Here is a 24693-nt window from a genome sequence, read left to right as displayed (position 1 = left end):
TACAACATTTAGTATGGGATTCTAAAAACAGTACTACATATTGCTCATAAACTATCTTTACAACGAAAAGACTGAATCTTGGAAACACTTATGTGCCATATGAACACAATATGCGCCATGATTTAGTTCCTCGAAATCAATATGTAGTGGCTGAGTAGTTACCATAGATCAATCATTTCATTTGGAATAGGATTCCATTTATGGTTTGTCCATATACTGAACCGCAGGGAGAATAAGAATGGACGAATAAGGCTGTTAAACATTTATGGTTTTATCCTCTTGGCAGGGGTGGGAAGTTTTGAAACCTAAGTTTCAAATTGCCGAAGGATCATGCGATTCAACGCGCTAGGTTGGGCGGGCTTGTCTTTTAGCACGTAAGCGTGCTTTGCCTGTATGCAGGCAAAGATTTCTCTCAGACAATAATAGGGTATGACCGAGATACCAGTAAAAATAGGTCACAAGCTTACAAAGTTTAGGAAAAGAACAAAAGATAAAATACTAGTCTTAAAGGCTAAAAGGTTGCCATGAAGGCAACCAAAACCTCGTTTGTAAAGGACTATAGTTAACATAATCACCTTTATAGGTACTAAAAAAGGATCTTCGGTTTGTTATTATCCCCTTATAGTAGACAGTAAAAAGAAAGGATTGTACTGTCTTCTATGGAGGGGATTTTTTATGGGGAAAATTAGAACAACCTATAGAAAAGAAATTAAGCTAAAAGCGATTAATTTATACCAAAAGAAAGATATGGGTATTAGATCAATTTCCAAAGAGTTAGGGATTGGATATACAACTGTGCAAAGGTGGATAGCTCACTATAAAAGAGAAGGAATTCAGGGGTTAGAGGAAAAGAGAGGAACATATCGTAGCCCACTGAAAGGTGGACTTAAAAAAGACTATGAAAGTGATACAGAAAAAATAAGTCGATTAGAAGCAGAGAATGCCTATTTAAAAAAGCTTTTAACTGCGAAAAGGGGGATGATACCAGAAAAGAAAAATCAATAGAATACAAAATAATTCATGAACTTAAAAATCAATTTACCATCATCATGTTATGTATGATAGCAGGTGTTTCAAAGAGTGGCTATTACAAATGGCTAAAACGCCAAGAAAACCCAACAGATAAGGATTTGGATGATCAATCAATCGTAACTAAGATTATGGAATGCCAACAAGATTCTGATATTAATTGGAGCTACGGTTACCCAAGAGTTAAAACTTGGCTTAAAAAGACGTATGGTTTGAAAGTTAATCATAAGAGAATTTATCGTTTAATGAAAGCGAATGGAATTCAAGCGAAGATACGGAAAAAGAAGTGGAAGCACCTTGGACGAAAAGAAAAATATGCCGTTTCAGAGAACCATTTAAACAGAGAATTTTCAGCTACACGCCCAAATGAAAAATGGGTAACAGATATAACCTATCTACTATTTAACGGAAAGAAAATCTATTTATCTACGATACTAGACCTATACAGCAATGAGATTATTTCATATAAAACAAGTGAAAGAAATGACCTTAAACTAGTAGCTGATACTGTAAAAGAGGCCGTAAAAAAAAGAGATGTAAAAGGGCTCCTATTACATAGCGATCAAGGATTCCAGTACACCTCAATAAGATATAACCAACTATTAAAAAGATACAATATTAAGCAAAGTATGTCTAGAAAAGGAAATTGTTTAGATAACGCATGTATGGAGAGTTTTTTTAGTCACTTTAAAACTGAATGTTTTTACCGTTACCAATTTGAGACCTCAAAAGAGGTTAAGGCAGCAGTAAAAAATTATATTAAGTTTTATAATAATAAACGTTTTCAAAAAAAATTAAATAACCTCAGCCCTACTGAATATAGAGCTAAGGCTGCCTAATAAGTGAACCTTTTTATTAATTGTCTACTTGACGGGGATAAGACCAGTTGGAAGATCCTTTTAGCTGTTTGTTCAATTAAAGCGCCCTTAAATAGAATAAAGCAAACATTCTTCGTTAATGAATCAGTGATTCATTACAACTCACGAAAGGTTATTTTTATCTTTCCTTTGACTTATTCAGAAACTTTAATGACAATTTTACCAAAAGCACCACGACCTAGATGCTCGTAGGCTTGGATAGCCTCGTCGAATGAGTACACTGTATCGATTACTGGATGAATATTTAGTTCATTAAAGGCTTTGTTCATGTCATCGAATGCTTTGCGGTGACCGACATAGATGCCTTGAATATGTGCTTGTTTCGCTAATAATGCGAATAAATTCACTTCCGCCATCATGCTTTTCAGGAATCCAATGATATAAATATGTCCTTGTAGTGCAAGCGCCTCGATCGAACGGTTAATGCTATCTCCACCAACAACCTCTAAAATATGTTGAGCACCTTTACCATCCGTCAGTTTTAATACTTCTTGTTCCCAATCTGGCGTATCCACATAGTTGATGACTTCTTTTGCGCCTAACTCTTTTACTCGTTCACCTTTTACATCACTGCTCGTTGTAACAATTACTCTTGCACCTAATGCAGAAGCGATTTGAATCGCATAGACGGACACACCACCCGTACCTAGAACAAGTACCGTGTCACCGGCTTTGATTTTGCCGTATTCTACTAAAGAAAACCACACTGTTAATGCTGCGATTGGCAGTGTTGAAGCCTCTTCATCTGTTAAATTAGCTGGTGCCATTACTGCTGCATATTCATCTAACAACATATATTCCGCTAGGCCACCATCATTCGGTCCACCCACTGCTGTTGGCGCATAGTCTTCGCTTGCTGCCCCATCAACCCATTTTGTGTAAAGATGCGAAACAACACGGTCTCCCTCTTTAAACTGGTTCACATCTGAACCTACACTTACAACAACGCCTACTGCATCCGATACAGGTGTGAAAGGTTTACTCATTAAGTCCGGTAAATAATCGCCATCCATGATGGATTTATCACGGAAATTAAGCGATACAGCTTTCACTTGAATTAATATTTGTTTAGGACCTGGTTTCGGCATCTCTACCTCTACTAGTTTCAGATTATCTAATCCTACGCCTTGTTTTTTCCATGCTTTCATCATCATTTCCTCTTTTCTTATATTTAATTATTTATAACAAGAAGTATTTTTTAAATCTGCATCAAACAAATCGATAAATCTAGAATCATCGATATATTAGGTTGTAACAACAACCAAACTCTGTTATGAATTTGGTTATTGTTACAACTCTTTTTGAATGAATTTACCGAGATTTTTTATGGCTTCTTCATCCCTTTTGTAATAAGTCCACTTGCCTATTCGTGTTGCTTTAATTAAACCAGCTTTTTGTAAAGTTGAAAGGTATTGAGAAGCAGTAGATTGAGTCATATTTAACTTAGTTGTTATTTGACTAACACACACACCAACTTCCACTAAATCAATTCCTTCTTGTGGTCCAAAATGAGCAAAAGGGTCTTTCAGCCAATCTAAAATTTGTAATCGAGCCTCATTTGAAAGTGATTTAAAAATAGTTATCTTGTCCATGTTCACATTATAAATCGACAAAAGTCAATTTGTCAATTTAACCTTACATTTATAACTAGAATATTTTTTTGTAAATTCATTTCTTCTTCAACTCTACTGCTGGTTTAGTTTAAGTACTTTTCTTCACAATATCCATTTATATTACTAAGCGTTACTAAACAATCTGGCCCTTTAGTTGAACAAGGTCCCAAAGTATCACATGCATACTCTATACAAATCTAGTTTAGTCGGGTAAGCGAGGGGCATCACTGCCCCTAACTCCCCTAAGAACCGTACGTGACAGTTTCCTATCATACGGCTCAAGCCTTCTTTTTATCTAAACAACTCTTTTATTTAACGCAAGGTGTATGTACTAGCTTAGTAACTTCACCTGTAGGAAATTCTAAATTCCTTACAGTAACCTTTTCACCGTTTTGTAGAGGTTGCCTGCATAATGCACAACGATATCCTTGCTTTCTTGCGAGTTTGATTCTGTCCAAAGTATTTTCTGTATCGAAAATCTTTTGGTCTCGTTTTTCCCAATACTCTTTGAGGGCAGGATCATCTGGACTGTTTTTGTATAACACCATCACATGTCGTTTTATTTTAATCCAAGTCATGTGTAAGAGTTGAATATTTGTTATCGGGCAAGTTAAAATCCAGGAGTTATTTCCGCCATGATGTGGTTTTCTAAAATATCTTTTTTTATCCATTTCCAAGGTTTTTTAGGATGAAGTTGTCTCAAATATTTACAAGTTTTATGAAATACATAGTTTGCAATCACACCAAAAGACTTCTTCGATACCACATGCTTCCAGTATTGTCCGTAGCCTCTAATAATGGGATTTAACACTTTGATAAGTTCTCGGACTGGTTGTCCCTTCATTATTCGGAACGTATCTCGTATCTTCTCTTTGGCTTTCTTAATGCTCTCTTTACTCGGTTTAATTAGTAGCTTGTTCCCTTGCCATGTTTTATATTGTCGAACTGAGAATCCGAGAAACTCAAAACCATCTTCGATGTGAGTGATCTTAGTTTTCTCATTGCTTAGTTCGAGACCTCTATTACTAAGGTACGATTGTAGTCTTACGTATACGGACTGTGCTTGTTCCTTAGTTTCTGTTAATACAACAAAATCATCTGCATACTTAACCAGAGCTATCTTGCAATTGGGATGGATAGCGTAACTTCCATTAGATTTATATGTTTTACGATATAGAATACCAAGTTCTTCTTCCATTCCATGAAGAGCTATATTTGCTAACAGAGGAGATATGACACTTCCCTGGGGAGTACCTTCCTGCGTTTCGGAGAACACGTGTTGATCTACATACCCCATCTTCAACCATCTATTAATGAGTGCTTTTCCTGAAAACCGAGAGGTTTGTTTCTCTATCCATTCATGACTCAAACGATCAAAACAACCCTTAAAGTCCCCTTCAAATATCCATTTTTTCTTACTATTGGTGTTAATCTTGTTAAAGATGTTGCTAATCGCATCATGGGTGCTTCGCTTTGGACGGAACCCATATGTGGAGGGTTCAAATCTTACTTCCCATTGAGGTTCCAATGCGTTTTTAACCATGTTCTGATAGACTCTATCTTTAATAGTCGGAATGCCAAGTGGTCTTAGCTTTCCATTTTCCTTCGCAATATAGGTTCGTTTTGCCGGTCTCGGGCGATGTTGAAGTATATTCTGTTGCTTTAGTTGTCTATATAATTCATTACGTCTGCCGGCGTGCAAGGCTGTGTAACCATCTATACCAGAGGTGCGTTTTCCTTTATTCTGTTGTGTCACTTTTCGAATGGACAACAGTAAGTTTGCTTCACTCCGTAGGAGTAATCGTTGAAGTTTTCGTACTTTCCTTTGTTGTTTGAGTTGTTCGGCACGATAAATTCTTTGTCTTAGCTTCGTCACATACTTTTTAGTTTCATTCCAGTTTACTGAATTCCAATTGGTATACGAGGCGTGCGCCGACGCTCGTTCCAAGGTGTTCATAACTGCACGCTCCTTTTCGTCAGAAATTAACCACAAATTTATTTTCGTGTTGAAGACCTATTGGAAGTCAGCTCTCTTTCGAGCCTTTCATGGTTTTGCCAGAATTGGCGACAGTATCCGTCCAGTTATACAGCTTCCTGTTTTCCTGTTACCTTTCGGTGTGACGGCTTTTGCTTTCTCCAATATCCCATACCCTCTGCCACATCGATTAGTTTTGCAACCTCTCTACTGTTGATACAGATGACATAGGGCTTACCAAGTTCCACATTCCACAGGTGCAACAGGGTTAGGTGGGTTCTTTACTCCGGGTAAGATGTGGGACACAGCACAGTAGCATTATGAGTCTACTTTTCCTCTTACCAATACCCAAGCGATACTATGCATTATCTCGAGCTAATTGTAACGAAGCTTACAAACCTTCACTTTCGTTCACCATATCTGTCTTCTCCTAGCAGTATTCTGGACCATGCACTTGTCCTCTGTTTCCTCATTTCCTCATGCAATCTACAAACTCGTTACCAAGCATGCAGTTTCGGATGGAGATCATCTTTGTGTCTAAATGAGTAGCGCAAGCTACACTGTGTGAATGCGACTTCTTGTCGCACCATAAAGGCAATTTTCGGAAGTTCCGAACTATAAAACCCCTTGGTGCTCAAGGGGTTCCGAATGGTCCATTTTACTCGTTTATTCATGATTTTATACATGGTTGATGAATCAACATTTTCGGCTTCTTCAGAAGCCTGGTAGCTGCATGAAAAAGGGGTGTTTTATGCAAATTCTTCTTTCACTAAAGCACTCCGTTAGTTTAAGTGTAATTATTCACAGATTATTAATTGGTTAATTTCAGAAAAAGTTTTATTTACCTTTCTCTATATACTCTTTAATCTTTCGTTCTTCCCAATCTGCTCCAAATTTACCTAGCGATAAAGTTGTCAAACCATGTACAATAACCCCAATTCCCCAACCTCCAAGTGGATATAAAAACCATAAATAACTTGAATCAGAGAATATGTTAATTAAAAACAGCATTATATTAACTAAAATATAAACAGTTAAATGAATGTAAAATGCTTTTAAATTTTCCACCCTTTTTTTAGCCCGTAAATAAATCTCATCTCGTTCCATCTTTAAACACTTCCTCCATTATTATTTTTTTCCATACTTGATATAAATTTACCATAAATATCAAATAATGAAATTGCGTTTTAAAATTACTCACATTTCGTTATTGAATTAACCTGCCACGTTAGTTGAATAAGGTGTTTTTATGAATGTATGATTTTAGATATTTTCGTACATTAAAAAGACCACTATTGTGATCTGACCCAATAAAGTTAGACAAATATTTTAGGCAACTTTTAAGATCCGAGTTCGGTATTCTACCGGGCTCAGGTCTTTTAATTTTGCCTTCATTCTTTTGTGATTGTAGTACTCAATGTACTCTTTTAATTCTCTTTCAAAATGAGCCATACTTTCAAATTCTTGCAGGTACAGCAATTCAGACTTTAATAAGCCGAAGAAATTCTCGATAACGGCATTATCTAAGCAGTTACCCTTACGAGACATGCTTTGTGTAATTCGGTGCTCTTGTAATGTTTTCTGATACTTCTTCATTTGATAATGCCAGCCTTGATCGGAATGAAGAATGACTTTGTCTTCCGGTTTAAGACGTTTTATTGCTTCATCTAACATATTGCCCACGAGTTGATAGACAGGGCGGCTCATGACTTTGTACGCAATAATTTCGCCATTACATAAATCGAGGACAGGCGACAGATAACGTTTTTCCCCGAAAAGATGGAATTCGGTCACATCTGTTACCCATTTTTGATTCATTTTATCTGCGTTAAAATCACGTTGTAATACGTTCGGCGCGATTTTACCCACGTTCCCTTTGTAAGAACGATACTTCTTCATACGGACCATGCATTTTAAGCCAAGCTCATTCATTAAACGATTGATGGTCTTCGGATCATGAATAAAACCATATTTCTTTAGCTCTTTTGTGATGCGACGATACCCATAGCGACCTTTATGTTCATGATAAATCTTCTTAATTGCCTCTTTTATATCGGCGTATTTGTCCACTCGGTCTAATCGTTTCTCCCAATAATAATAAGTGCTGCGTGGAATGTCTGCGACTTCAACTAGATCCACAACGCCATACGGATCCTTTAGTTCAAAAATTACTTGCGCTTTGATTTGGTTTGTAATTTTTCCTGCATTTGAACTAAAGTATTCAACTTTTTTAAGTAAGCATTCTCCACTTCTAAACGCTCGATTTTCGCTTGTAACGCTTCTACTGAGCCCTCAGCTGGTGTCGTTTTAATTGTTTTCTTCTTCATAGATGGACGCCCCTTTTTCTTTGGTTCTAGCGCGTCCAATCCCTTTGTTTTCAGCAACTGATCCCATTGATAAATGGTACTGGGAGCAGAAATATTAAATGTGCTTGCCGTTTCTCGAAAAGACGCGCCCGTTTCGTTCATAAAATTGAGTACGTCTAGTTTAAACTGACTGGAGTAACTTGTATAGCCCTTCTGAAAACCTTCTGCCCCTTGCGCTTCAAATAATTTAACCCAAGTAATGACTAGTGATTTCACTGTACCAATGCTTTCTGCAATGGTTTTATAGCCTTCCTTTCCAGTTAAATAACGTTCTACCGCTTTTAACTTATCCTCTACTGTATATTTAGACATAAAAACACCCCGTAAATGTTAGTTTGGTGTCTAACATTTACGGGGCAGTTCATATTCGTGGTCTTTTTTTTCAACTACAACTCCGCCTAAAGCATAGGAAGAGAAGATGCAGCGCAAAAGCGTTTTTGGTATTTTTTATAAAAATTATGGACAGTCATTAATGATAATAGATGTAGTAACCTTTGTTCCAAAAGAAGGAAGAGAAGCCGTAACGTTTGATGTACCTGAAGTGGTATTTGCTGTAAATAATGTGCTGAAGTTTCCTGAAGCGTCCGTTGTAGTGGAGAATTGATTGACAGTACCAAGATTATCGTTTACTTGAAATTGTACGGTTACCCCTCCAGCAGGACTACCATTCACGAATACTTGACCAGAAAGATTCGACATGTTTGTTCCTGTGCCGGATGTACATATCGGATTTGAAGAAGCATTAAAATTATTAATAGTGGCGGTAGGTGAGGAACAGTTATTGATGGTAATAGAAGTAGTAGCATTGGTTCCAAAGGAAGGAAGGGAAGCCGTAATGTTTGCTGTACCTATATTGTTATTGGCTGTAAATAATGTGCTAAAGTTTCCTGATCCGTCCGTTGTAGTAGAAGGTGGATTGACGCTACCCAGATTATTGTCGTTTACTTGGAATTGTACGGTTACTCCTCCAGCAGGACTCCCGTTCACGAACACTTGACCAGAAAGATTGGACATATTTGATCCTGTGCCGGATGTACATATCGGATTTGGTGAAGCATTAAAATTATTAATTGTGGCCGTAGATTGAGAACAGTCGATAATGGTAATTGGGATGCTAGCGATTGTTCCAGGACATTCTGGCAGTGTTGCGATAATCAATCCTGTACCCGTTCCGTTTGTAGCAATAAATACAGCTGTAAAGTGACCAGTTTCATTGGTAATCGTTGCAGTGGGAATGAGGATACCAAGAGAAGGGTTGCTTACGGAAAGACTGACAATTACTCCTGCCCCAGCAGGACTCCCGTTTACGAACACTTGACCAGAAATAAATCCCGTGTTATTTCCTTGGTTTGACGAACATAATGTAGGCTGGTTAATAGAAAAGATAATAGTTGCTGTAGGGTTTGTAGGGCAACATGAATGGTTGCACTTTTTTGAATTTGTTGTTGTTCGTCTGATCATACAATGTCCCATCAAGTTATCTCCTTCATTTTCATAGTAGTAATAAGTATATTTCGCTTTACTAACTTCGCTTGGACTCCCCCCCAGACTTGCTCATTTTTTGTGATTTCTCACTACTCATCTAAGTTGACAGTTTAACAAGAAGTTTTTCCGAATGTATGATTTTCGTTATTTTCGTACATTGAAAAGACCACCAATTTGGTGGTCGCGTTGTTGAATTAAAGCACCCCGGTAGTTGAAAATGCAGCCGATCACCCGGCTGCTCTAATCTATTGTGCTATCATTACCCGTTAGCGGTTAAATAAATATAAAAATATAAAGAAAAAGTTCACCTTGGATTTTGTTAATATTACTAACTTAACTTTAATTCTCTACTGTTTATTATCTTTTGGTTTGTTCTCTCTCTAAAAAATCATTCTCTATTAGAGGTTTTTCTACAAAATTAATTTTCCTCATTATTTTTTGTATTACTCTTGGGAAAAAGTAAGCTCCAAAAAAAGCACAAATAAAAGCCTCTAACCACATTTTTAACCATATATGCAAAAATGTATTACCATAACCAAAATTAATTGAGACTAATACGAATGAAACAAAAAAGGACATACTTAAAGCCATTAAAAATGCAAAAATAATATTTCTGTATTTGACATTAATACTCATTATTTCCCACCTTTTAAATCCACCTTTAGATACATTATTTTATCATAGCATTTTACTGTTTTATTTAAAATATTAACTTTTATACCTTATAGAATTAACCTGCAAACGTTAGTTGAAGTAGAGGGTTTTCTTCTTTAACTGAAAATGAACTAGTTCACATAATCACCCTTATCGGTATTGAAAAAGGATCTTCGTTTAGAAGATCCTTTTTCAGTATTTTTGCTTTTCTAAAAGAAGTTTGGATTCTCCTGTAGGTTCCCATTCTTCTACTGTTTCATATGCGACCGTAGGCTTGTTCCGCAGTCACTGCATCTGCTTTAGTAGGATGAACAGTACCAAATGGATGATTAGGAGGAGCATATATCGAGTAGAGCTTTAGTGGAATATTACCTGTATTAATTACATTGTGCCATGTTCCAGCAGGTACCATTATTGCGGAATCATCGTAGATATGTCTTTCAAAGTTTAAATTATCTTTACTTCTGCCCATTTGAACAATACCCTGACCTTGTTCAATACGAAGGAATTGATCAACATTAGGGTGGATTTCTAAACCTATATCTTCGCCAACATTAATACCCATTAAGGTAACTTGTAAATGTGTTCCTGTCCATAAAGCAGTACGATACGTATTGTTTTGCTTCGTTGCTTCATTGATATTAACGACAAATGGCTTTGGCCCATAATCCTTCAATTCGATGTTTCTATAATAAGAATTTCCGTTGTTATTCGAATAATTATTATTATCTCCTTCGAAACGACCTACACCATGAAATCCAGGTATTCCATGAACACCATGAAATCCACTTATACTTGGAACACCATGAAATCCATCACCATGGAAGCCTGCTGGGCTTGTGAAGGATGTATAACTCTGAAGTTGTTTATTGTAGGTTTGATAATAGGGATTATGACTATATTGACCATAATAGTTTGGTTGATCAAGAAATCCACCATATCCATAATGGTACGGGTATCCACCATACCCCATGCCGTAAGATGGATAACCTCCATATCCTCCAACTATTTGTCTTTCCATTTTATATCTCCTCCTCAAATTGTTTCAAAAATAGTGTATGTGTCCATATTCAATGAGGGGTAGATATTTGCCTATTTGTAAAGGTTGTATGCTTGGTTGTTATTATATTTGAGGTATAGTCATAACCTCTCGTTGACTAGCTTTCACAAGACAATTAGCAACAGTCAACGATTTACTTTTCTCTCAACCAACCCTCGCCTAATAGAAGTAGGAGTTTTTCTGAATGTATGATTTTAGATATTTTCGTACATTGATAAGAGTGGCTTAAGCCACGTATTACTACCTTAAGGCCATTAACATAAAGTCCCTTATCGGTAGCAAGTTTTGTATGCAAATGCATACTTTATTTTCTTTCAGATATTGTTTCAATTCATCGACCGTTATTCCATCGACTCCACTTGCACCTTTATTTCTATACACACGTAGGTAGGCCTCATTCATATTTTGATTACTTAGAATCTTTTCTAAAAGTTCCACACACTCGTTTCTCCTTTCCTCTCACGTAGTAAATGATATCTCCTTTTTGGTTGTCCTTTGAGATACGCTCATACTTTCACCATTAACACATTCGGAGTTCGTCACTTACGCATTCGTGGCGTTGAAACACTATAAATTGTTCAGCCCTTCATGACCTTAGGTCATTACTATGGCTTCTGCTGACTTCTTGCGACTAACCTTTTTCGACTGTATTTAAATACATCCGCAAGACCTCCCGGGGTAAGACAACTATCTTTCCTCTTTTACTCGCCTGATTTACCCTACAAAGTTACGCACATCTTTTGGACTTTGACTTGCTTGGGAGCCTTATCCCTTTGCGGAGCCTTGGTATCAGATTTCTGTTCGTCGAGCCAAGATTTTATTCCACGCTTCCTCCAGCCCTTAACTCACGCTAAGTACCTTGCGCTTCCTTAGTGGTTGGTCGATGTGTACCCCCACAGTGGACTTTCACCACCTAGATAGTTGTCATGCCTGGCACACCATTGAAAAGACCACCAGATTGGTGGTCGCGCTGTTTAATTAAAGCAAGTAAAGCACCCATTTGTTTAAGTATAATTCCTCACAAAACCTCTTTGTATTGAACAACATATGGAGTGAACAAAAAACCAATAAGTCCTATAAAAACCCCTATACCAGGCATCACAAAGATGTTATCGAAAGGAGAAAGAAAAAAGGAAAATATCCATATTGGCAAAATAGACATGGCTACAAATGTAAATCTACCAAAAATGGTTATCTTATGTTTAGTACCACAGTTGTCACATTCAATTGGTTTATATGTCCACCAAAACGATTTAAAGATTTTACTCCAGCTAAATGGTGAGTTGCAGTTTTCACATTTTTGCAAATTAATCCTCCTTAAAATTTGATTTTGCTAAGCGATTAAAACCTTAATATACAATTCCATTTTAACATTTATATCCCATTCAATATTTTCCAATTTCATTGAATTAACCTGCAACGTTAGTTGAAGAAGTTTTTCGAATGTATGATTTTGTATAGTTTCGTACATAAAAAAAGTTGTTTAAACCATGTAATACTTACCTAAAGGCAATAGAAAATTAGATTGGACGAACAGCAAAGATATATATAAGAACGCAAAGCGTGATTAAATTTTAATGCAATTTTTGGGAATCACAAAAACAAAATAACTCCTCCTGAAAGCACAGAAAGAGAAGATGAAGCGCAAAAACATATTTGAATTTTTAAGTAAGAATCATGGACAGTCGATAATGGTAACTGAGGTGCTAGCGATTGTTCCAGGACATTCTGGCAATGTTGCGATAATCGATCCTGTACCCGTTCCGTTTGTAGCAATAAATACAGCTGTAAAGTGACCAGTTTCATTGGTAATCGTTGCAGTAGGAATGAGGATACCAAGAGAAGGGTTGCTTACGGAAAGGCTGACAATTACTCCTGCCCCAGCAGGACTCCCGTTTACGAACACTTGACCTGAAATAAATCCCGTGTTATTTCCTTGGTTTGACGAACATAATGTAGGCTGGTTAATAGAAAAGATAATAGTTGCTTTAGGGTTTGTAGGACAACATGAATGGTTGCACTTTTTTGCATTTGTTGTTCGTCTGATCATACAATGTCCCATCGAGTTATCACCTTCATTTTCATAGTAGTATTCAGTATATTTCACTTTACTAATTTTGCTTGGACACTCCCCCATTGTTTTTCATTCATCTAGGCTTCCAGTTGAACAAGAAAACCTCCTTGCTCAAAATGAACTTTTTATGGTCAGATCGGAAGGCCTTTTATTTCAATTTCGTATATTTTTTCTTGCTGTTTAATACCAAAAATATACCTCAAAGCACAAAGGGAAACCCTGATAAGAGCTTCCTTGTCTATCCAATTCGTGTGATAACAAGATGCGCCGAAACAGACCTTGTTCCTCCAGCGATAGGAGTAATGGTCAGCGCCGTGCTATTACCAGCAGGATTTCGTACAGTGAGTAATGAATTGTTGACTGTCGTTTGCACAAGAGCCATTCCTATTATCTGAGACGTACCGGTTGCTCTTCCGACCACCGTATAGGCTAAGTCAGCACCATTGAGAGTTAAAATCAGTTGACCTGGTTCGGTCACACTCACCTGAAACAAGACCTGATAAGTGCCAATTGCAGACAAGCTAAATGTACTAGGACTAGTACGAGTAATAGCAGCTCCACTAGTAGGTCCATTTTGCGGAAAACTCACGTCTGTACCTGGAGCAACTGTTGCTGCATTATCAGGAGGCATCAACGCAAAAAAATCTGCAAAGTCTAATACTCCAGGTGTTCCTGGTGTTCCTGGAGGTCCCTGAGGACCTGGAGCTCCAGCTGGTCCCTGAGGACCTGGTATTGGACAACAACAAGAACAGGAACAATTACTTTCTTTGCACGATCTTTTTGGGACTCTTCGTGAAGTGCATTCACAAAAATTTTCACTAAATGAACAATTCGGACAAAACTCCATTAAATACCACTCCTTTTATTCAATACTATAATATTCTATTAACATATTGGATAAGTGGTCTGTACTTATAAGCTATAATACTGGTTTATTTACGTAACTTTGATCCGGCTGGCCCTGAATTCCCTTTAATTCGAATGTATGATATTACATATTTTCGTACATTCAAATCCTTGATAGCACTGGTTCCTTCTGATAAACTATTAATATCATACGTTGAATGTACGATATTGGAGGAAAATCATGAAAGAAAAGAACGTGCAGCCGTTGCGAACGGCTAAAGAAATTGAGGATCTGAAATGGGCGCTACGGCGCTATGGATCCGAACGGGACTATTTTTTATTTGTCTTTGGCATTAACACGGGTTTGCGGGTGAGCGATATGGTTCCGTTGACCGTTGGGGATGTACGAGGAAAAACGCATGTGGTGATTCGAGAGAAAAAAACGAATAAAACGAAGCGATTTATGTTGCCAGTGAAGCTACGGGAAGAAATCGAGGATTATACAGCTCATATGAGCGATGAAGAGTACCTGTTTCCAAGTAGGAAGGGGAATGGACCCATTACACCCACACAAGCTTATAGAGCGCTTGTGAAGGCCGGAGACGTGCTTGGGAGGGATGACATCGGCACGCATACCATGCGCAAGACGTTCGGGTATGCGTATTATCGAAGAACGAAAGACCTGGCGTTCCTGCAGAATATCTTTAACCATTCCGCCCCATCGATCACCAAACGGTATATCGGGATTACACAAGACGAAATCGATGAAACATTAAAGGATTTTTCTTTATAGATAGTGCTGGAGGTTAACGATGAAAAGAATGATTGTTTGTTTTTTATACCTTTTTGCTTTGAGTTGCTTAGTAATGGGGGCTATGGATGGTGTAATGTTATCTGATGTGTTTGGCGGGATAAGTAGTTCTATTGTTAAAATCGCTGGAATATCTTTGGTGTTTTTGATTAGGCAATATTTCAAAGAGATAAATGGATTTGTTTTTTTGTTGTTATGTATTTTGAGTATTATGCTATTTTTGGGTTTGGTTGTTGCATTTGTAGATTAGAATGTTGTTATGGTAAATGAGGTCGGGCTCGGAAGTTCGGAACCTTAGAGTATTCTCGTTCTACCCTTGCCAACAAAGGGATTGAACACCCTAGTAGTATGATTTAACATAACCGGTATTCTAGTCAACCCCAAGCGTGCCAACGCTTTGAGTGTGACGGTAGTACACTCTTTATCCTGCACGTTGTTCACGCACCTCCCAAACAGTCCATTAAAAAAGTCGATTTCCTGTCTTCCTACGGAATCGACTTTTTTATTTAGTCTTCTTTAACTAAAGCTACCCAATAGTTGAATAGCAAGATTCCATAATGGACTCCGAGCCTTATAAATGATTGCAAAACCTATACATATGAAATAAACGCTTAATAAAGGATTTTATCTAAAATAACAATTTAGTTATTTATATTAGATATTTCAAAAGGAATTAAATTATTCGATTGGTCTCCATACAATTTCAACGTAATATCTTCATTTGAGACATTTTCATTAATTAGAACAGACTGGTCAGCCTTAACAAATCGATGCATATCAAAAATATTAAAAATACTAAACGTCCAATTTGTTTGTAATGATAAATTTCCATTTTCCTTGAAAACTAACATATCGTCTCCGATTGGTTTAAATAATAAGTTTTTAGATTTTACAGTTAAATTAATTGTTGTATTCCAATCTCTGTTTGGATCTTCTCCGTTATAACTTAAATCTCGATTCATATTAACATTACTAATTTCCAAACTATTTGGATTTGCTTTAAACGGTGTTGCACTTACAAATGTATTGACTAACAATACTGATGAAATAATTACTAGCACTATTAACATTCTTTTCTGCTTGATTCCAAAATTCAATTTTCGCACCATTTTTTCATCCTCTCTTAGTAAAAAATCTAAAGAAACATTAAAACAGTCGCAAATTTCAATAACTATTTCTAAATCTGGATAACTCCTCCCCGTTTCCCAACTTGATATAGTTGATCTTGACACCTGCAATTTTTCAGCCAATTTTTCTTGAGTTAAATTATTTTCTGCTCTTAGCTTTTTAATTTTTTCAGATAAATTCACAACTTGTCTCCTTTCTAAAATCAGGATATTTAAGATTCATTTAAATGACTAGATAAGCTTTTTCACATCACAATTTTTCAATGACAAGAATCTTGTCAACATTGATATATCAACGTTTTTCAAAATTTCCTGAGATAGCTTTAATAAAGACAGTTGCAAACAAACGTGGGTATTCCGAAGTGAACTTGTGAATGATTTATCTGAAAACATTTAAACGTTAATTACTTCACCAACAGAATAAAAAAGACAGGGGAAATCAACTCCTGTCTTTTTTGGTTTTATTCCCCCTTGTTTTGAGGTGTGAGGTTGGCTGGGGTGAATTGCGGTAGCAAGAGGGGCTAGCCCCTGTATTGCGTAAAAAATAAAGCTAAAGATCCACACGTGGATCGGAAACACTGGTGGTTTGGCAGGTACAATGGTCAGAGCAAGCCGAATTCCGAGGATCCTCGTTTTGAGTATGTTCGGCTTGGCGACATGCGCTCACCTGCCAAAATGCGGAATGCAAGGGGGAAAGGGCGGAGATTTTTTGCGTGGGTTGCTCAAAAAATACTACCCGAACCTTGCGTGGAGCATAGCCCTTTTATAGATATAGGGGTAGAATCAGATAAATACAGCTTTACAACGCTAAGGAAGTTTAAATCCATTAAAAAAGTCGATTCCCAAAACAGGAAATTGACTTTTTTATTTAGCTTACTAAATTAACACACCTATTAGTTCAACAAATCTACTTCTTTTTATTATGCAGTTCAAATGACTCTTCAAATTCGTCCCATTTTACATTTACTTGTATAACTTCATCATCGTTTACTTTTGCCCCACCTTCTGAACTACTTTTGGAAGTAAATATTAATTCTCTAGGAGGATCAGTGAACTCATTTGTTGATCCCCCACTACTACTACTTGTAGTATAGGAGTATTCAAGATTTCGCATGGAAGATAATTCTTCTAAAGTACCCTTGTATTTTAATACAAGTTCATCACTATCTTCGTTAGAGTAAGTCTTTGTTCCGTCATTATCTTCCCATATTTCTGTTCCTTTATAAGAATATACAGCGTCCCAATGTTCACTTTCTCCAATAAATTTATAATTATTGTTAGTAACTTCTTTTTTAGTAACCTCATCTTTAGTGACTTCATCTTTAGTAACTTCCGTACAAGCCGTTAAAACCAGTATTGTAAATATTAGCGTGAGTATTTTTTTCATTTTACCTCCCCTTTACAATTCGATTTTACCACAATAATCCAGTTGCTTTATTCAATTATTTTACCGTTACTTTAAGTGCATTCTTTCACAATCTCAATAGAGTAGAACCTATTGATACACAATTAATTTATATATAAATTAGGCTTAATTATGTCTCATAAGACTTGTACCAAAATCTAATCGTTGTAAATCCGCACTTTCCTGACGCTACCCCCTAAACAGAAAAAAAGGTTCAAAATTATTATTTCTTTATTACTCATTTTTATTATCATTACAGTAGTCTATATGTTTATGCTATCAAAGAACTATCATACGGGTGTAGAAGTTCCACTAAATGAAATCAAAATTTCTGATATCACACTTTCAAACGTTAGCGAAAATGATGCGGATACTAGAATCACTTTTCTGGCAAAATCAGAAAACGCATTCTATCGTATAGAACCTGATAGCTCCCTAGTTTATGTGGAAGATAAATCAATTTATTTAATTCTAAATACAGTATTTGATCCTTTCTCAATTGTAGCCAACAAAGAAATATCAGAAAGTAACTCTATCATGGCTCCAGACTCATTTTCAGACGAGACAAAAGTTTATTTGATAGAAAGTGTCGGAGAAGGAAACATAAAATTAGTAGGTACCATAGGAAAACTTACGAAGTAAATATAAAAAACTAAAAAACAGTAGCGAAACGATTTTTTCGCTACTGTTTTTTGCGTAGTCTTGATTGTTTTTTCTAATAACTGGCGTTATGTTAACCTGTTGTGTATGGCGTATACAAGCCCGTTCAGCGAATGAATCTCAGGGAGCTATTCCAAATTATTGTTTAACTAACCTGACCCGTTAGCCATCCATGCAGCACAAAATCAGTGCTGCACCACCGAGAATGAAAATGGTTAGGAAGTGTCAATACTGATACTGACCTTAATCCAGTCAACCCTAATCCATAGACTTATTAATTATCGCTCTCTTATTTTAAGTTGTCTTCAATAAATTCTCTGAACACGTTTTTAGCCTCTTCCAATGTTACTAACTCCCCGATAACCTTACTTCCAGGGATGTTTTTTGAAAGTGATATACCTAAAAGATACCTTTGACACTTCCATATAGGAACTTCAAGACTTTCTTAACTGAACTAAAGCCCCCGTTAATTTAAGTAGAATTTTTCACAATATAATCCAATAGCGACAGAGGGGATCGAACCCCCGACCTTACGGGTATGAACCGTACGCTCTAGCCAGCTGAGCTACACCACCAAAACATCTAAAGAATAATAGAAAATTATTCTTTAGAAAATACAGATTACAGCACCAAAGCAATTTCAATCTATCACATACAGCCGATTTTCTGTTAAGGAATCGACTGTATGTATTATGCTTTTACTTCCAATTTGCTCATCATGTTCATCATAGATGTCATCATTTCATCGCATTCTTGCATTTTAGACATCATTTGATTCATATCCATATCCATGTTCATATCACACATTTGTTCCATCATCATTTTCATGCAATTCATTTCACACATCATTTTTTCCATACACGCCATCATCATCATGTTCATACACACTTTTCCCATTTCCAATTCATCCCATTGATAAGTAAATGTATTTTGAATAAAAAGAAAAATGAAAGAAGCGCATAAAAATCCCCTCATACTTAAGGTCCTTTTAGCGCTTCTTGTTGTCAAGTCAGCTTTTCTTATTTTATCCAAAATTAACTATATATTAAAAATTTTAAGAAATGTAAGAGTTTTTTTATTCTTAACATTTATTCAGTATTAATTTACCAAACATTTACCTTTAATTAACATTTTGATAGATGGTATGTTCATAGGCAATTCCGTTGATTATTACTTGAACTATACTGCTCCTTTAGTTCAAGTACAAACCTTCACAATCTTTAAGATGTTATTCAACAATCCTCCCCTTTAATTGAACATAATGACTGGCTTTTTTAACACCTTTATTGTCATACTAATTTCTTTGCATACATTTCGCATACAAACTTGAAATTTGCATACAAATAGCATACAATAGATTTAGCTTTAATATGAAAATAGATGAAACTAAGGAGGAATCTACTAAACTATGGCTAGATTCGTATCAATTGATATTGGAAATGATGCTGTTAAGGGATTTTTAGGAGATCTTACTAACCGGATATACATACCCAACGTAATAGCGAATGTGCAAAATCGTGAAATTGTTGAAATGGAAAAAAATTCGTTACATGCCTTACATGTAGAAATTACATCCTCTGCTTTAAAAAGTAAAAATGGTAGTTTTGCAGTCGGAAAACTGGCATCTAAATACCCGAATAATGACGAATTGACTCCCGACCAGGATAAAGCCGACAGTGATCAACCAGTTATTATGTTATTAACAACCCTTGCTTATGACGCGGTAGAGCAATTTCCCGAAGAAGATGGTATAATAGAAGCAACTTATTATTTATCTACGGGATTGCCCTTAGATGAAACTAAACAAGGCAAAGCAAAAGATTTCAGGAAAAAGCTAAAAAACTCGCAGCATGAAGTGAAATTTTTAAAAACACCTTCTCTAGAAGGAAAAATTGTGCGGATAAAGTTTGAACAAGTACTTGTAAATACAGAAGGATTTGCCGCATTTGTAGATTTAACGACAAATAATGATGGTTCCACTAAAAACGAAGAGCTTTTAGGGAAAACGATACTAATCAACGATATAGGCGGTCTTTCAACGGACTCCGCGATAATTACGGATGAAGCTGAAGTAGACAATGAATATAGCAACGGTATAAAAAGAGGTGTATCTACGTATTTAGATACCATAATTAAGAAGGTATATTCTAAATATAAATACTCCATTAAAAGTAGACGAACTCTTGTTGAAATCATCACGAACGAACAACCTGAAGAACAATATCATATCTGGGTCAATGGAACTCGTGTCTCTATTAAAAACATCATTGATGAAGAATTATCTATTTTAGCAAAAGAAGAATATAAGTTAATTAAAGATATGTGGCGTAATGTACCAGATATTCGACTTGCTTATCAAACCGGCGGTGGTTCCCTAGTATTAAAACCTTACCTTACTAAATTAAATCAAGCTGATAAAAACTACCCTCTTCGATTTGTATCTGAAGATGATAGTGTATGGATGATTGCGCGTGCTTATTTCAAAATTTTACTTATGTATGCAAACACCAAAGGGATTACAACACAAAATACCACGTTAACAAAAGCGTGAACTGAAAAATGGAACAATTTGAGCCGGGAAAATCTCTTTCGTTTCGATTACCATCTGATACCCCTTCACATGTACTTAAATACTTAACAGAAAACAAGAAAAATGCTGGTAGAAAATTCAGTAGCAATATAGCTTCAATTTTTATTGATGCTGTATCACAAAAAGCTTTAAGTACTTCAAATGGTAATCAAATGAACGTCCCCCTTCCTAAAGGGCTAACATCTGAAGAATTAGAATGGTTAAATCATCCGCATACAAAAGCATTAGTTAGCCAGCTCCTATATCAAGTAGTTAAAAAACCTTATTCACCCTTTGATTTAAATCAACAACCCGAAAAAAATGAAGAAGAAAATCCTCCTGCCTTTAAAGCGAATGCAGCCATTCAAAATTTCGCTCAAAAAGCATTCTTGGATTTTGATGACGACGACGATTAACCCCCTTATATTCATAGGGGGTTTTTCATTAGACAAAAATAGTCATAATTTGATGTAGATAATATAAATAACAGCTTAAATACCATATTAATCAAGGATACATATAGACCACACACTATACATACCTTACATTTTCACTAATAATGTATTCCACATGTAGCTAGTCGTCTACATGTGGAATTGTATAAACACTGATTTTCATTACTACCGATGACAAGGTTTAAACTTCTTATTATACATACACTATTTTTCGCTACACCAAAACAGTAGTTATAATTTGGTGTAATGTATCATGATTAGCAGTTCAAATACCGTATAAATTCATGTGTACATATAGACTACACGCTACATATCCCTTAAAAACGTAGACCATTTGTGGCCAATGGTCTACATGTGGAACCTTATAAAAACTCATTTTCATTACTGCCGATGACAAGGTTTACACGTAGTTACATAGGAGGTTTCCATGAACACAAATAGTAAGTCATAACTGGATGCAGGATACTAAGGATAGCAAACCAAATACCTTATTAATCAGGTGTACATATAGACCACACGCTACATATACTTTACATGCTTCAAAAAAATGTAGACCATTCGTGGCTAAAGGTCTACATATAGAACCTAATATATGCTCATTTTCATTATTGACTCATGACAAGATTCCCCACATTTTCATAGGGAGGTTTTCTATAGACAAAAATAGTCATAATTTGATGCAGGTTATTATGAATAGCAAGTCAAATACCTTATTAATCAGGGATACATATAAACCATATATTCATAACTAATGATAAAATGATGAATAGAAAACTTTCAATATTTTATTTTATTTTATTTTAACTATCTATTATAATGTTTAATATTATTGTGTGCCACAAGTGGTCTATGGTCTACTTATAGACTAACAACTGGTCCATAAAGACCAGTAAAACAAACAGCTTCATAACTTTTTGTATGTCATCCAAATAAAAGCTCAGTGCACATAAAATTTAAAAAGGAGGTAAAAAAATTGAATGAACCTAAGTATTGGAAAATCAGTGATTTTGTAGAAGAATTAAGAAAAAATCTAGATATCTCAAACATACATATTAATACAGTTGATGGCTGGTTTAAACGGCTAGAAAAAGATCGTATCCATTATATCAACCGTACTGTAGAAACAAATGAAAAAATTTATGACGAATTAGACTTAAAGATTGCCGTTTTTATAAAGAAAAAAAGAGAAGAAAAGTGGGCCCTCGTGGCCATTTCTAGAGAGCTGACCAACTTTACGAGTTTAAGACCATTTCCTCCCAAAGAGGACAAACCAGCACCATATGTGGACAACATAGAGGCCCTAAAGAACCAAATTACTGCAGAAGTCCAAAAAACATTTGCAGAACTTGCTGCGACGCAAATGGAAGAACTTAAAAATCAATATAATCAATTACTAACCACTTTACCGAAACAACAATCCCCAGAAGAACAAAGAACAAAACGATTTGAAGAGTTAATGCTACAAAAAAAAATAGAACGAAAGCTAGAAGAAGATGCAGAAAAAACCTGGTCGGAACTGCCTGAAACAGAACGTCTGAAAAAGGTAGGATTCTTTAGAAAAGAAGTAGATTTAGACAAAAAAAGTGCGTTTATACGCAACTATAAAAATGACCATTTTGAAAGTTATTTAAAATCCGAAATGGGATTAGAGATATAATATATTTCGACTTATTGATCGTTTATACGCAATTTTTAAGAGTAAACATAATGGTCTCTTAGAAACTCTCCCTTGAAGCATAAAGGTTCTTGGGGGAGTTAGTTGATTCTGTTACTTTTCATATTGTCTAGTTCTTTATATATTCTGGCGAGATTTATTCTAAAATAAACATAACGAATATATTTTTAATCATTATTACCTTCGAATTTACCTTTACGTAATCTACATCTCCCTACGAAACACCTTCTCCAAAACACTATCGTATCAGCATTCATATGGGTGAAAGATAGAGACTTATCAACTTATTTCACATACTACAAAGTGTTAAGTCTCAGGAAGAGAAACAGAGTAAATGATCGATTATGGTACTGTTCTTGCTCAACAAACAGGGCAGTTTCATTGAGGATATATCTAATATTAGTCCTAAAGGACTTCAATGCTATAATCCCTATATTTGTATTGGGAATGAGATGAATTTATATGAAACAGTTTATTATAAGACATCATAAATGCATGTAAATGATATGAGAGCCATTGTATTCCAGTAGTTCTCACATCGAAGTTAAGATAACCGCATCTTCCTGAAGTTCCCCCTATGTACGTTAAACCCTTTCACTACAATAAAATCAACGGTTCTTTTCTTTTTCTATTCGTTCTAAGACTTTCCCCATCCTGCGGTTTATAGCACTTCCAGAGAACCTTAATATCTTTCATCTATTTTTTCGTAAATAGGCTTTTTCCCGCCTATCATGAGCTTTTGGTTAGGTGTTGGATGGAAATCTCCACCATCACATTCTATGTATGATTCAGGATCTCTTCTATGTGATTCCAGTTTTCTATGGGGGCTTTTTTTACTAACCCTAATTTTCTTATTCGTATTTCATGAAGTATGTATTCGCAATCGCTAAAGTTAACAAAGAAAAGAAGGCTACATACTCAACCAACAAAAAAGCATACCTCCATGCCTGATTTTAAACAGGAGTCTTGCCTCGTATTATTTACATACTCCAGAAGTCGTCATAATCCACCTTATATCCGGCTTTTTTCAATACTTTAATAATCTTTGAGGCGTTCTTCATAGATGGTTTATTTTCATCTGACTGCGTTATTCTGCTAATACTATTCCTGTTTACCCCACTGACTTCGCTAAGCTCTTGCTGTGTAATTCCATTTTTATCGAGAAACTTACCGAACGCAGACCTTTTTTTACCTAACCCAAACATACGGATCAACCTCCTGATTTATTGTATGTCCACCATTCTTGACTAATATTTTGGTCTTTATTCACATTAATGTGATTTTCGCCAATAAAGTGTGAAACATGTACAAGCAGTCTCCATAAACTTTATCAAGGCAGCTAATTTGGTAGTTAGCAACTTCTGGCCAAAGTAATTACCAAAGTATCTACCTTGCTACCCTTACCAAAGTAATGAACCAATCCGGATTGATATAGAAGGAAAAACGAAAGTGTTTAGATTGAGCCGAAAGGCGAATGGATGGGAGGAGAGCATGAGAGGGGGAAAAGAAAAATTTTGACCCGCCATAGTTAGCGCTTGAAAAGGGAAATTTCACTCTTCAAATCTGAGGAGTCAACCGGCGTAAAATTGCGCTGGTTGACTCTCCACAAAATTGAGGGGATCTAAGGAGGATACATCATGTTACTTAATCTGCCTTTTGTATCGAGTAAGATAGAAACCGTTGATTTTAAAGCATTCATGAAAAAAGAACATAACAACGTTGCCACAACTGGCAACAACTCACCTATTTTGTTCTCATTTATTCCACTGCATCCAGCTGCTATGATCGACCCTGTATTCATAGGAATTGGTGCTGCTGTTCTCCTGATTGCGTTAATAGAAAAAGGATTAGCCGATACGGGAAACATTTCAATAGCAGCCTTTATCTCCGCTTTCCTTCGTATCGCTTTTCCCGTAGCTGGCATGGCTGCGTTATGGTACCTGGTCAATGATTTAAAATTCCTGTTCTGGTAGGTCTGGTACACGATGTACCAGAGTTAAAAACAGAAGTT

The 24693-nt window shown here is 36.0% G+C and carries 23 protein-coding genes, 1 tRNA gene and 2 pseudogenes; 9 read left to right on the top strand and 17 right to left on the bottom strand.

Annotated features, from left to right (window positions below; genetic code table 11):
• Positions 1-675 precede the first annotated feature (675 nt).
• Both AC1MGI_RS22040 and AC1MGI_RS22035 read left to right on the top strand, forming a co-directional pair.
• Positions 676-1005 (top strand): transposase, encoded by a 330-nt coding sequence (locus AC1MGI_RS22040; protein WP_480350220.1) that lies wholly within the window; start codon positions 676-678, stop codon positions 1003-1005.
• Positions 927-1868 carry an IS3 family transposase gene (locus AC1MGI_RS22035; protein ID WP_480350270.1) on the top strand — a complete coding sequence of 314 codons (942 nt, stop codon included), beginning with the start codon at positions 927-929 and terminating at the stop codon, positions 1866-1868. Before AC1MGI_RS22040 ends, AC1MGI_RS22035 begins: the two co-directional genes overlap by 79 nt.
• 173 nt (positions 1869-2041) lie before the next feature.
• Here AC1MGI_RS22035 and AC1MGI_RS22030 read toward each other — a convergent pair whose 3' ends face one another.
• The 12 genes and pseudogenes from AC1MGI_RS22030 to AC1MGI_RS21975 all read right to left on the bottom strand — a co-directional run bounded on the left by AC1MGI_RS22030 (position 2042) and on the right by AC1MGI_RS21975 (position 13981).
• Complete coding sequence (locus AC1MGI_RS22030) at positions 2042-3055, bottom strand: zinc-dependent alcohol dehydrogenase family protein (protein ID WP_480350265.1); 1014 nt, start codon at positions 3053-3055, stop codon at positions 2042-2044.
• Positions 3056-3196: 141 nt separating this feature from the next.
• A complete protein-coding gene (locus AC1MGI_RS22025) occupies positions 3197-3499 on the bottom strand; it encodes an ArsR/SmtB family transcription factor (RefSeq protein WP_062187369.1) in 303 nt (100 codons plus the stop codon).
• A 329-nt stretch (positions 3500-3828) separates the two neighbouring features.
• A pseudogene (gene ltrA / locus AC1MGI_RS22020) lies at positions 3829-5477 on the bottom strand (group II intron reverse transcriptase/maturase).
• An 855-nt stretch (positions 5478-6332) separates the two neighbouring features.
• Positions 6333-6602 carry a 2TM domain-containing protein gene (locus AC1MGI_RS22015; protein ID WP_480350219.1) on the bottom strand — a complete coding sequence of 90 codons (270 nt, stop codon included), beginning with the start codon at positions 6600-6602 and terminating at the stop codon, positions 6333-6335.
• Between the two features lie 222 nt (positions 6603-6824).
• A protein-coding gene (locus AC1MGI_RS22010; RefSeq protein WP_480348478.1) for an IS3 family transposase occupies positions 6825-8173 on the bottom strand; the annotation gives its coding sequence in 2 pieces (ribosomal slippage) (positions 6825-7729 and positions 7729-8173; 1350 coding nt in all).
• 144 nt (positions 8174-8317) lie between these two features.
• Positions 8318-9334: a transthyretin-like family protein gene (locus tag AC1MGI_RS22005; protein ID WP_480350217.1), complete on the bottom strand. Its 1017-nt coding sequence runs from the start codon at positions 9332-9334 to the stop codon at positions 8318-8320.
• A gap of 369 nt (positions 9335-9703) precedes the next feature.
• Complete coding sequence (locus AC1MGI_RS22000) at positions 9704-9982, bottom strand: DUF2798 domain-containing protein (RefSeq protein WP_062187367.1); 279 nt, start codon at positions 9980-9982, stop codon at positions 9704-9706.
• Between the two features lie 274 nt (positions 9983-10256).
• Complete coding sequence (locus AC1MGI_RS21995) at positions 10257-10973, bottom strand: cupin domain-containing protein (RefSeq protein ID WP_480350268.1); 717 nt, start codon at positions 10971-10973, stop codon at positions 10257-10259.
• Positions 10974-11363: 390 nt separating this feature from the next.
• A pseudogene (locus AC1MGI_RS21990) lies at positions 11364-11498 on the bottom strand (group II intron reverse transcriptase/maturase); the annotation flags it as partial.
• 580 nt (positions 11499-12078) lie between these two features.
• Complete coding sequence (locus AC1MGI_RS21985; RefSeq protein WP_480350215.1) at positions 12079-12366, bottom strand: TIGR04104 family putative zinc finger protein; 288 nt, start codon at positions 12364-12366, stop codon at positions 12079-12081.
• A 369-nt stretch (positions 12367-12735) separates the two neighbouring features.
• Positions 12736-13122 carry an exosporium leader peptide-containing protein gene (locus AC1MGI_RS21980; RefSeq protein WP_480349977.1) on the bottom strand — a complete coding sequence of 129 codons (387 nt, stop codon included), beginning with the start codon at positions 13120-13122 and terminating at the stop codon, positions 12736-12738.
• 250 nt (positions 13123-13372) lie between these two features.
• Positions 13373-13981 carry a collagen-like protein gene (locus tag AC1MGI_RS21975; RefSeq protein ID WP_480350214.1) on the bottom strand — a complete coding sequence of 203 codons (609 nt, stop codon included), beginning with the start codon at positions 13979-13981 and terminating at the stop codon, positions 13373-13375.
• A gap of 240 nt (positions 13982-14221) precedes the next feature.
• On the opposite strand from AC1MGI_RS21975, the gene AC1MGI_RS21970 reads away from it, so the two are divergent.
• Together AC1MGI_RS21970 and AC1MGI_RS21965 are read left to right on the top strand one after the other, a co-directional pair.
• On the top strand, positions 14222-14773 hold the full coding sequence (locus AC1MGI_RS21970; protein WP_480350213.1) for a site-specific integrase: 552 nt from the start codon (positions 14222-14224) through the stop codon (positions 14771-14773).
• Positions 14774-14792: 19 nt separating this feature from the next.
• Positions 14793-15041: a hypothetical protein gene (locus AC1MGI_RS21965; protein WP_480350211.1), complete on the top strand. Its 249-nt coding sequence runs from the start codon at positions 14793-14795 to the stop codon at positions 15039-15041.
• A 391-nt stretch (positions 15042-15432) separates the two neighbouring features.
• On the opposite strand, the gene AC1MGI_RS21960 is transcribed toward AC1MGI_RS21965, so the two are convergent.
• Both AC1MGI_RS21960 and AC1MGI_RS21955 read right to left on the bottom strand, forming a co-directional pair.
• Entirely contained in the window at positions 15433-16101 is a 669-nt protein-coding gene (locus AC1MGI_RS21960; RefSeq protein WP_480350210.1) for a helix-turn-helix transcriptional regulator, read from the bottom strand.
• A gap of 724 nt (positions 16102-16825) precedes the next feature.
• The gene (locus AC1MGI_RS21955) at positions 16826-17305 is read right to left on the bottom strand and encodes a hypothetical protein (protein ID WP_480350209.1); all 480 of its coding nucleotides are present in this window, start codon (positions 17303-17305) and stop codon (positions 16826-16828) included.
• 291 nt (positions 17306-17596) lie between these two features.
• On the opposite strand from AC1MGI_RS21955, the gene AC1MGI_RS21950 reads away from it, so the two are divergent.
• A complete protein-coding gene (locus tag AC1MGI_RS21950; protein ID WP_480350208.1) occupies positions 17597-17965 on the top strand; it encodes a hypothetical protein in 369 nt (122 codons plus the stop codon).
• A 519-nt stretch (positions 17966-18484) separates the two neighbouring features.
• On the opposite strand, the gene AC1MGI_RS21945 is transcribed toward AC1MGI_RS21950, so the two are convergent.
• Positions 18485-18558, bottom strand: a tRNA-Met gene (locus tag AC1MGI_RS21945).
• A 115-nt stretch (positions 18559-18673) separates the two neighbouring features.
• Positions 18674-18886: a hypothetical protein gene (locus AC1MGI_RS21940; protein ID WP_480350267.1), complete on the bottom strand. Its 213-nt coding sequence runs from the start codon at positions 18884-18886 to the stop codon at positions 18674-18676.
• 505 nt (positions 18887-19391) lie between these two features.
• On the opposite strand from AC1MGI_RS21940, the gene AC1MGI_RS21935 reads away from it, so the two are divergent.
• From AC1MGI_RS21935 to AC1MGI_RS21925, 3 genes are all read left to right on the top strand, one after another.
• Positions 19392-20534 (top strand): Alp7A family actin-like protein, encoded by a 1143-nt coding sequence (locus AC1MGI_RS21935; protein ID WP_480350206.1) that lies wholly within the window; start codon positions 19392-19394, stop codon positions 20532-20534.
• An 8-nt stretch (positions 20535-20542) separates the two neighbouring features.
• Positions 20543-20968 (top strand): hypothetical protein, encoded by a 426-nt coding sequence (locus AC1MGI_RS21930; RefSeq protein WP_480350205.1) that lies wholly within the window; start codon positions 20543-20545, stop codon positions 20966-20968.
• Between the two features lie 1012 nt (positions 20969-21980).
• Positions 21981-22664, top strand: a complete 684-nt coding sequence (locus AC1MGI_RS21925) for a hypothetical protein (RefSeq protein ID WP_062187349.1) — start codon at positions 21981-21983, stop codon at positions 22662-22664.
• A gap of 998 nt (positions 22665-23662) precedes the next feature.
• Here AC1MGI_RS21925 and AC1MGI_RS21920 read toward each other — a convergent pair.
• The gene (locus AC1MGI_RS21920; protein WP_480350204.1) at positions 23663-23887 is read right to left on the bottom strand and encodes a helix-turn-helix domain-containing protein; all 225 of its coding nucleotides are present in this window, start codon (positions 23885-23887) and stop codon (positions 23663-23665) included.
• A gap of 432 nt (positions 23888-24319) precedes the next feature.
• On the opposite strand from AC1MGI_RS21920, the gene AC1MGI_RS21915 reads away from it, so the two are divergent.
• On the top strand, positions 24320-24655 hold the full coding sequence (locus tag AC1MGI_RS21915; protein ID WP_480350203.1) for a hypothetical protein: 336 nt from the start codon (positions 24320-24322) through the stop codon (positions 24653-24655).
• Positions 24656-24693: the final 38 nt, after the last annotated feature.

The organism is Peribacillus sp. BM1 (assembly GCF_056679975.1).
The sequence above is the reverse complement of the archived record's forward strand: the minus strand, read 5'-3'. Positions and strand labels throughout refer to the sequence as shown.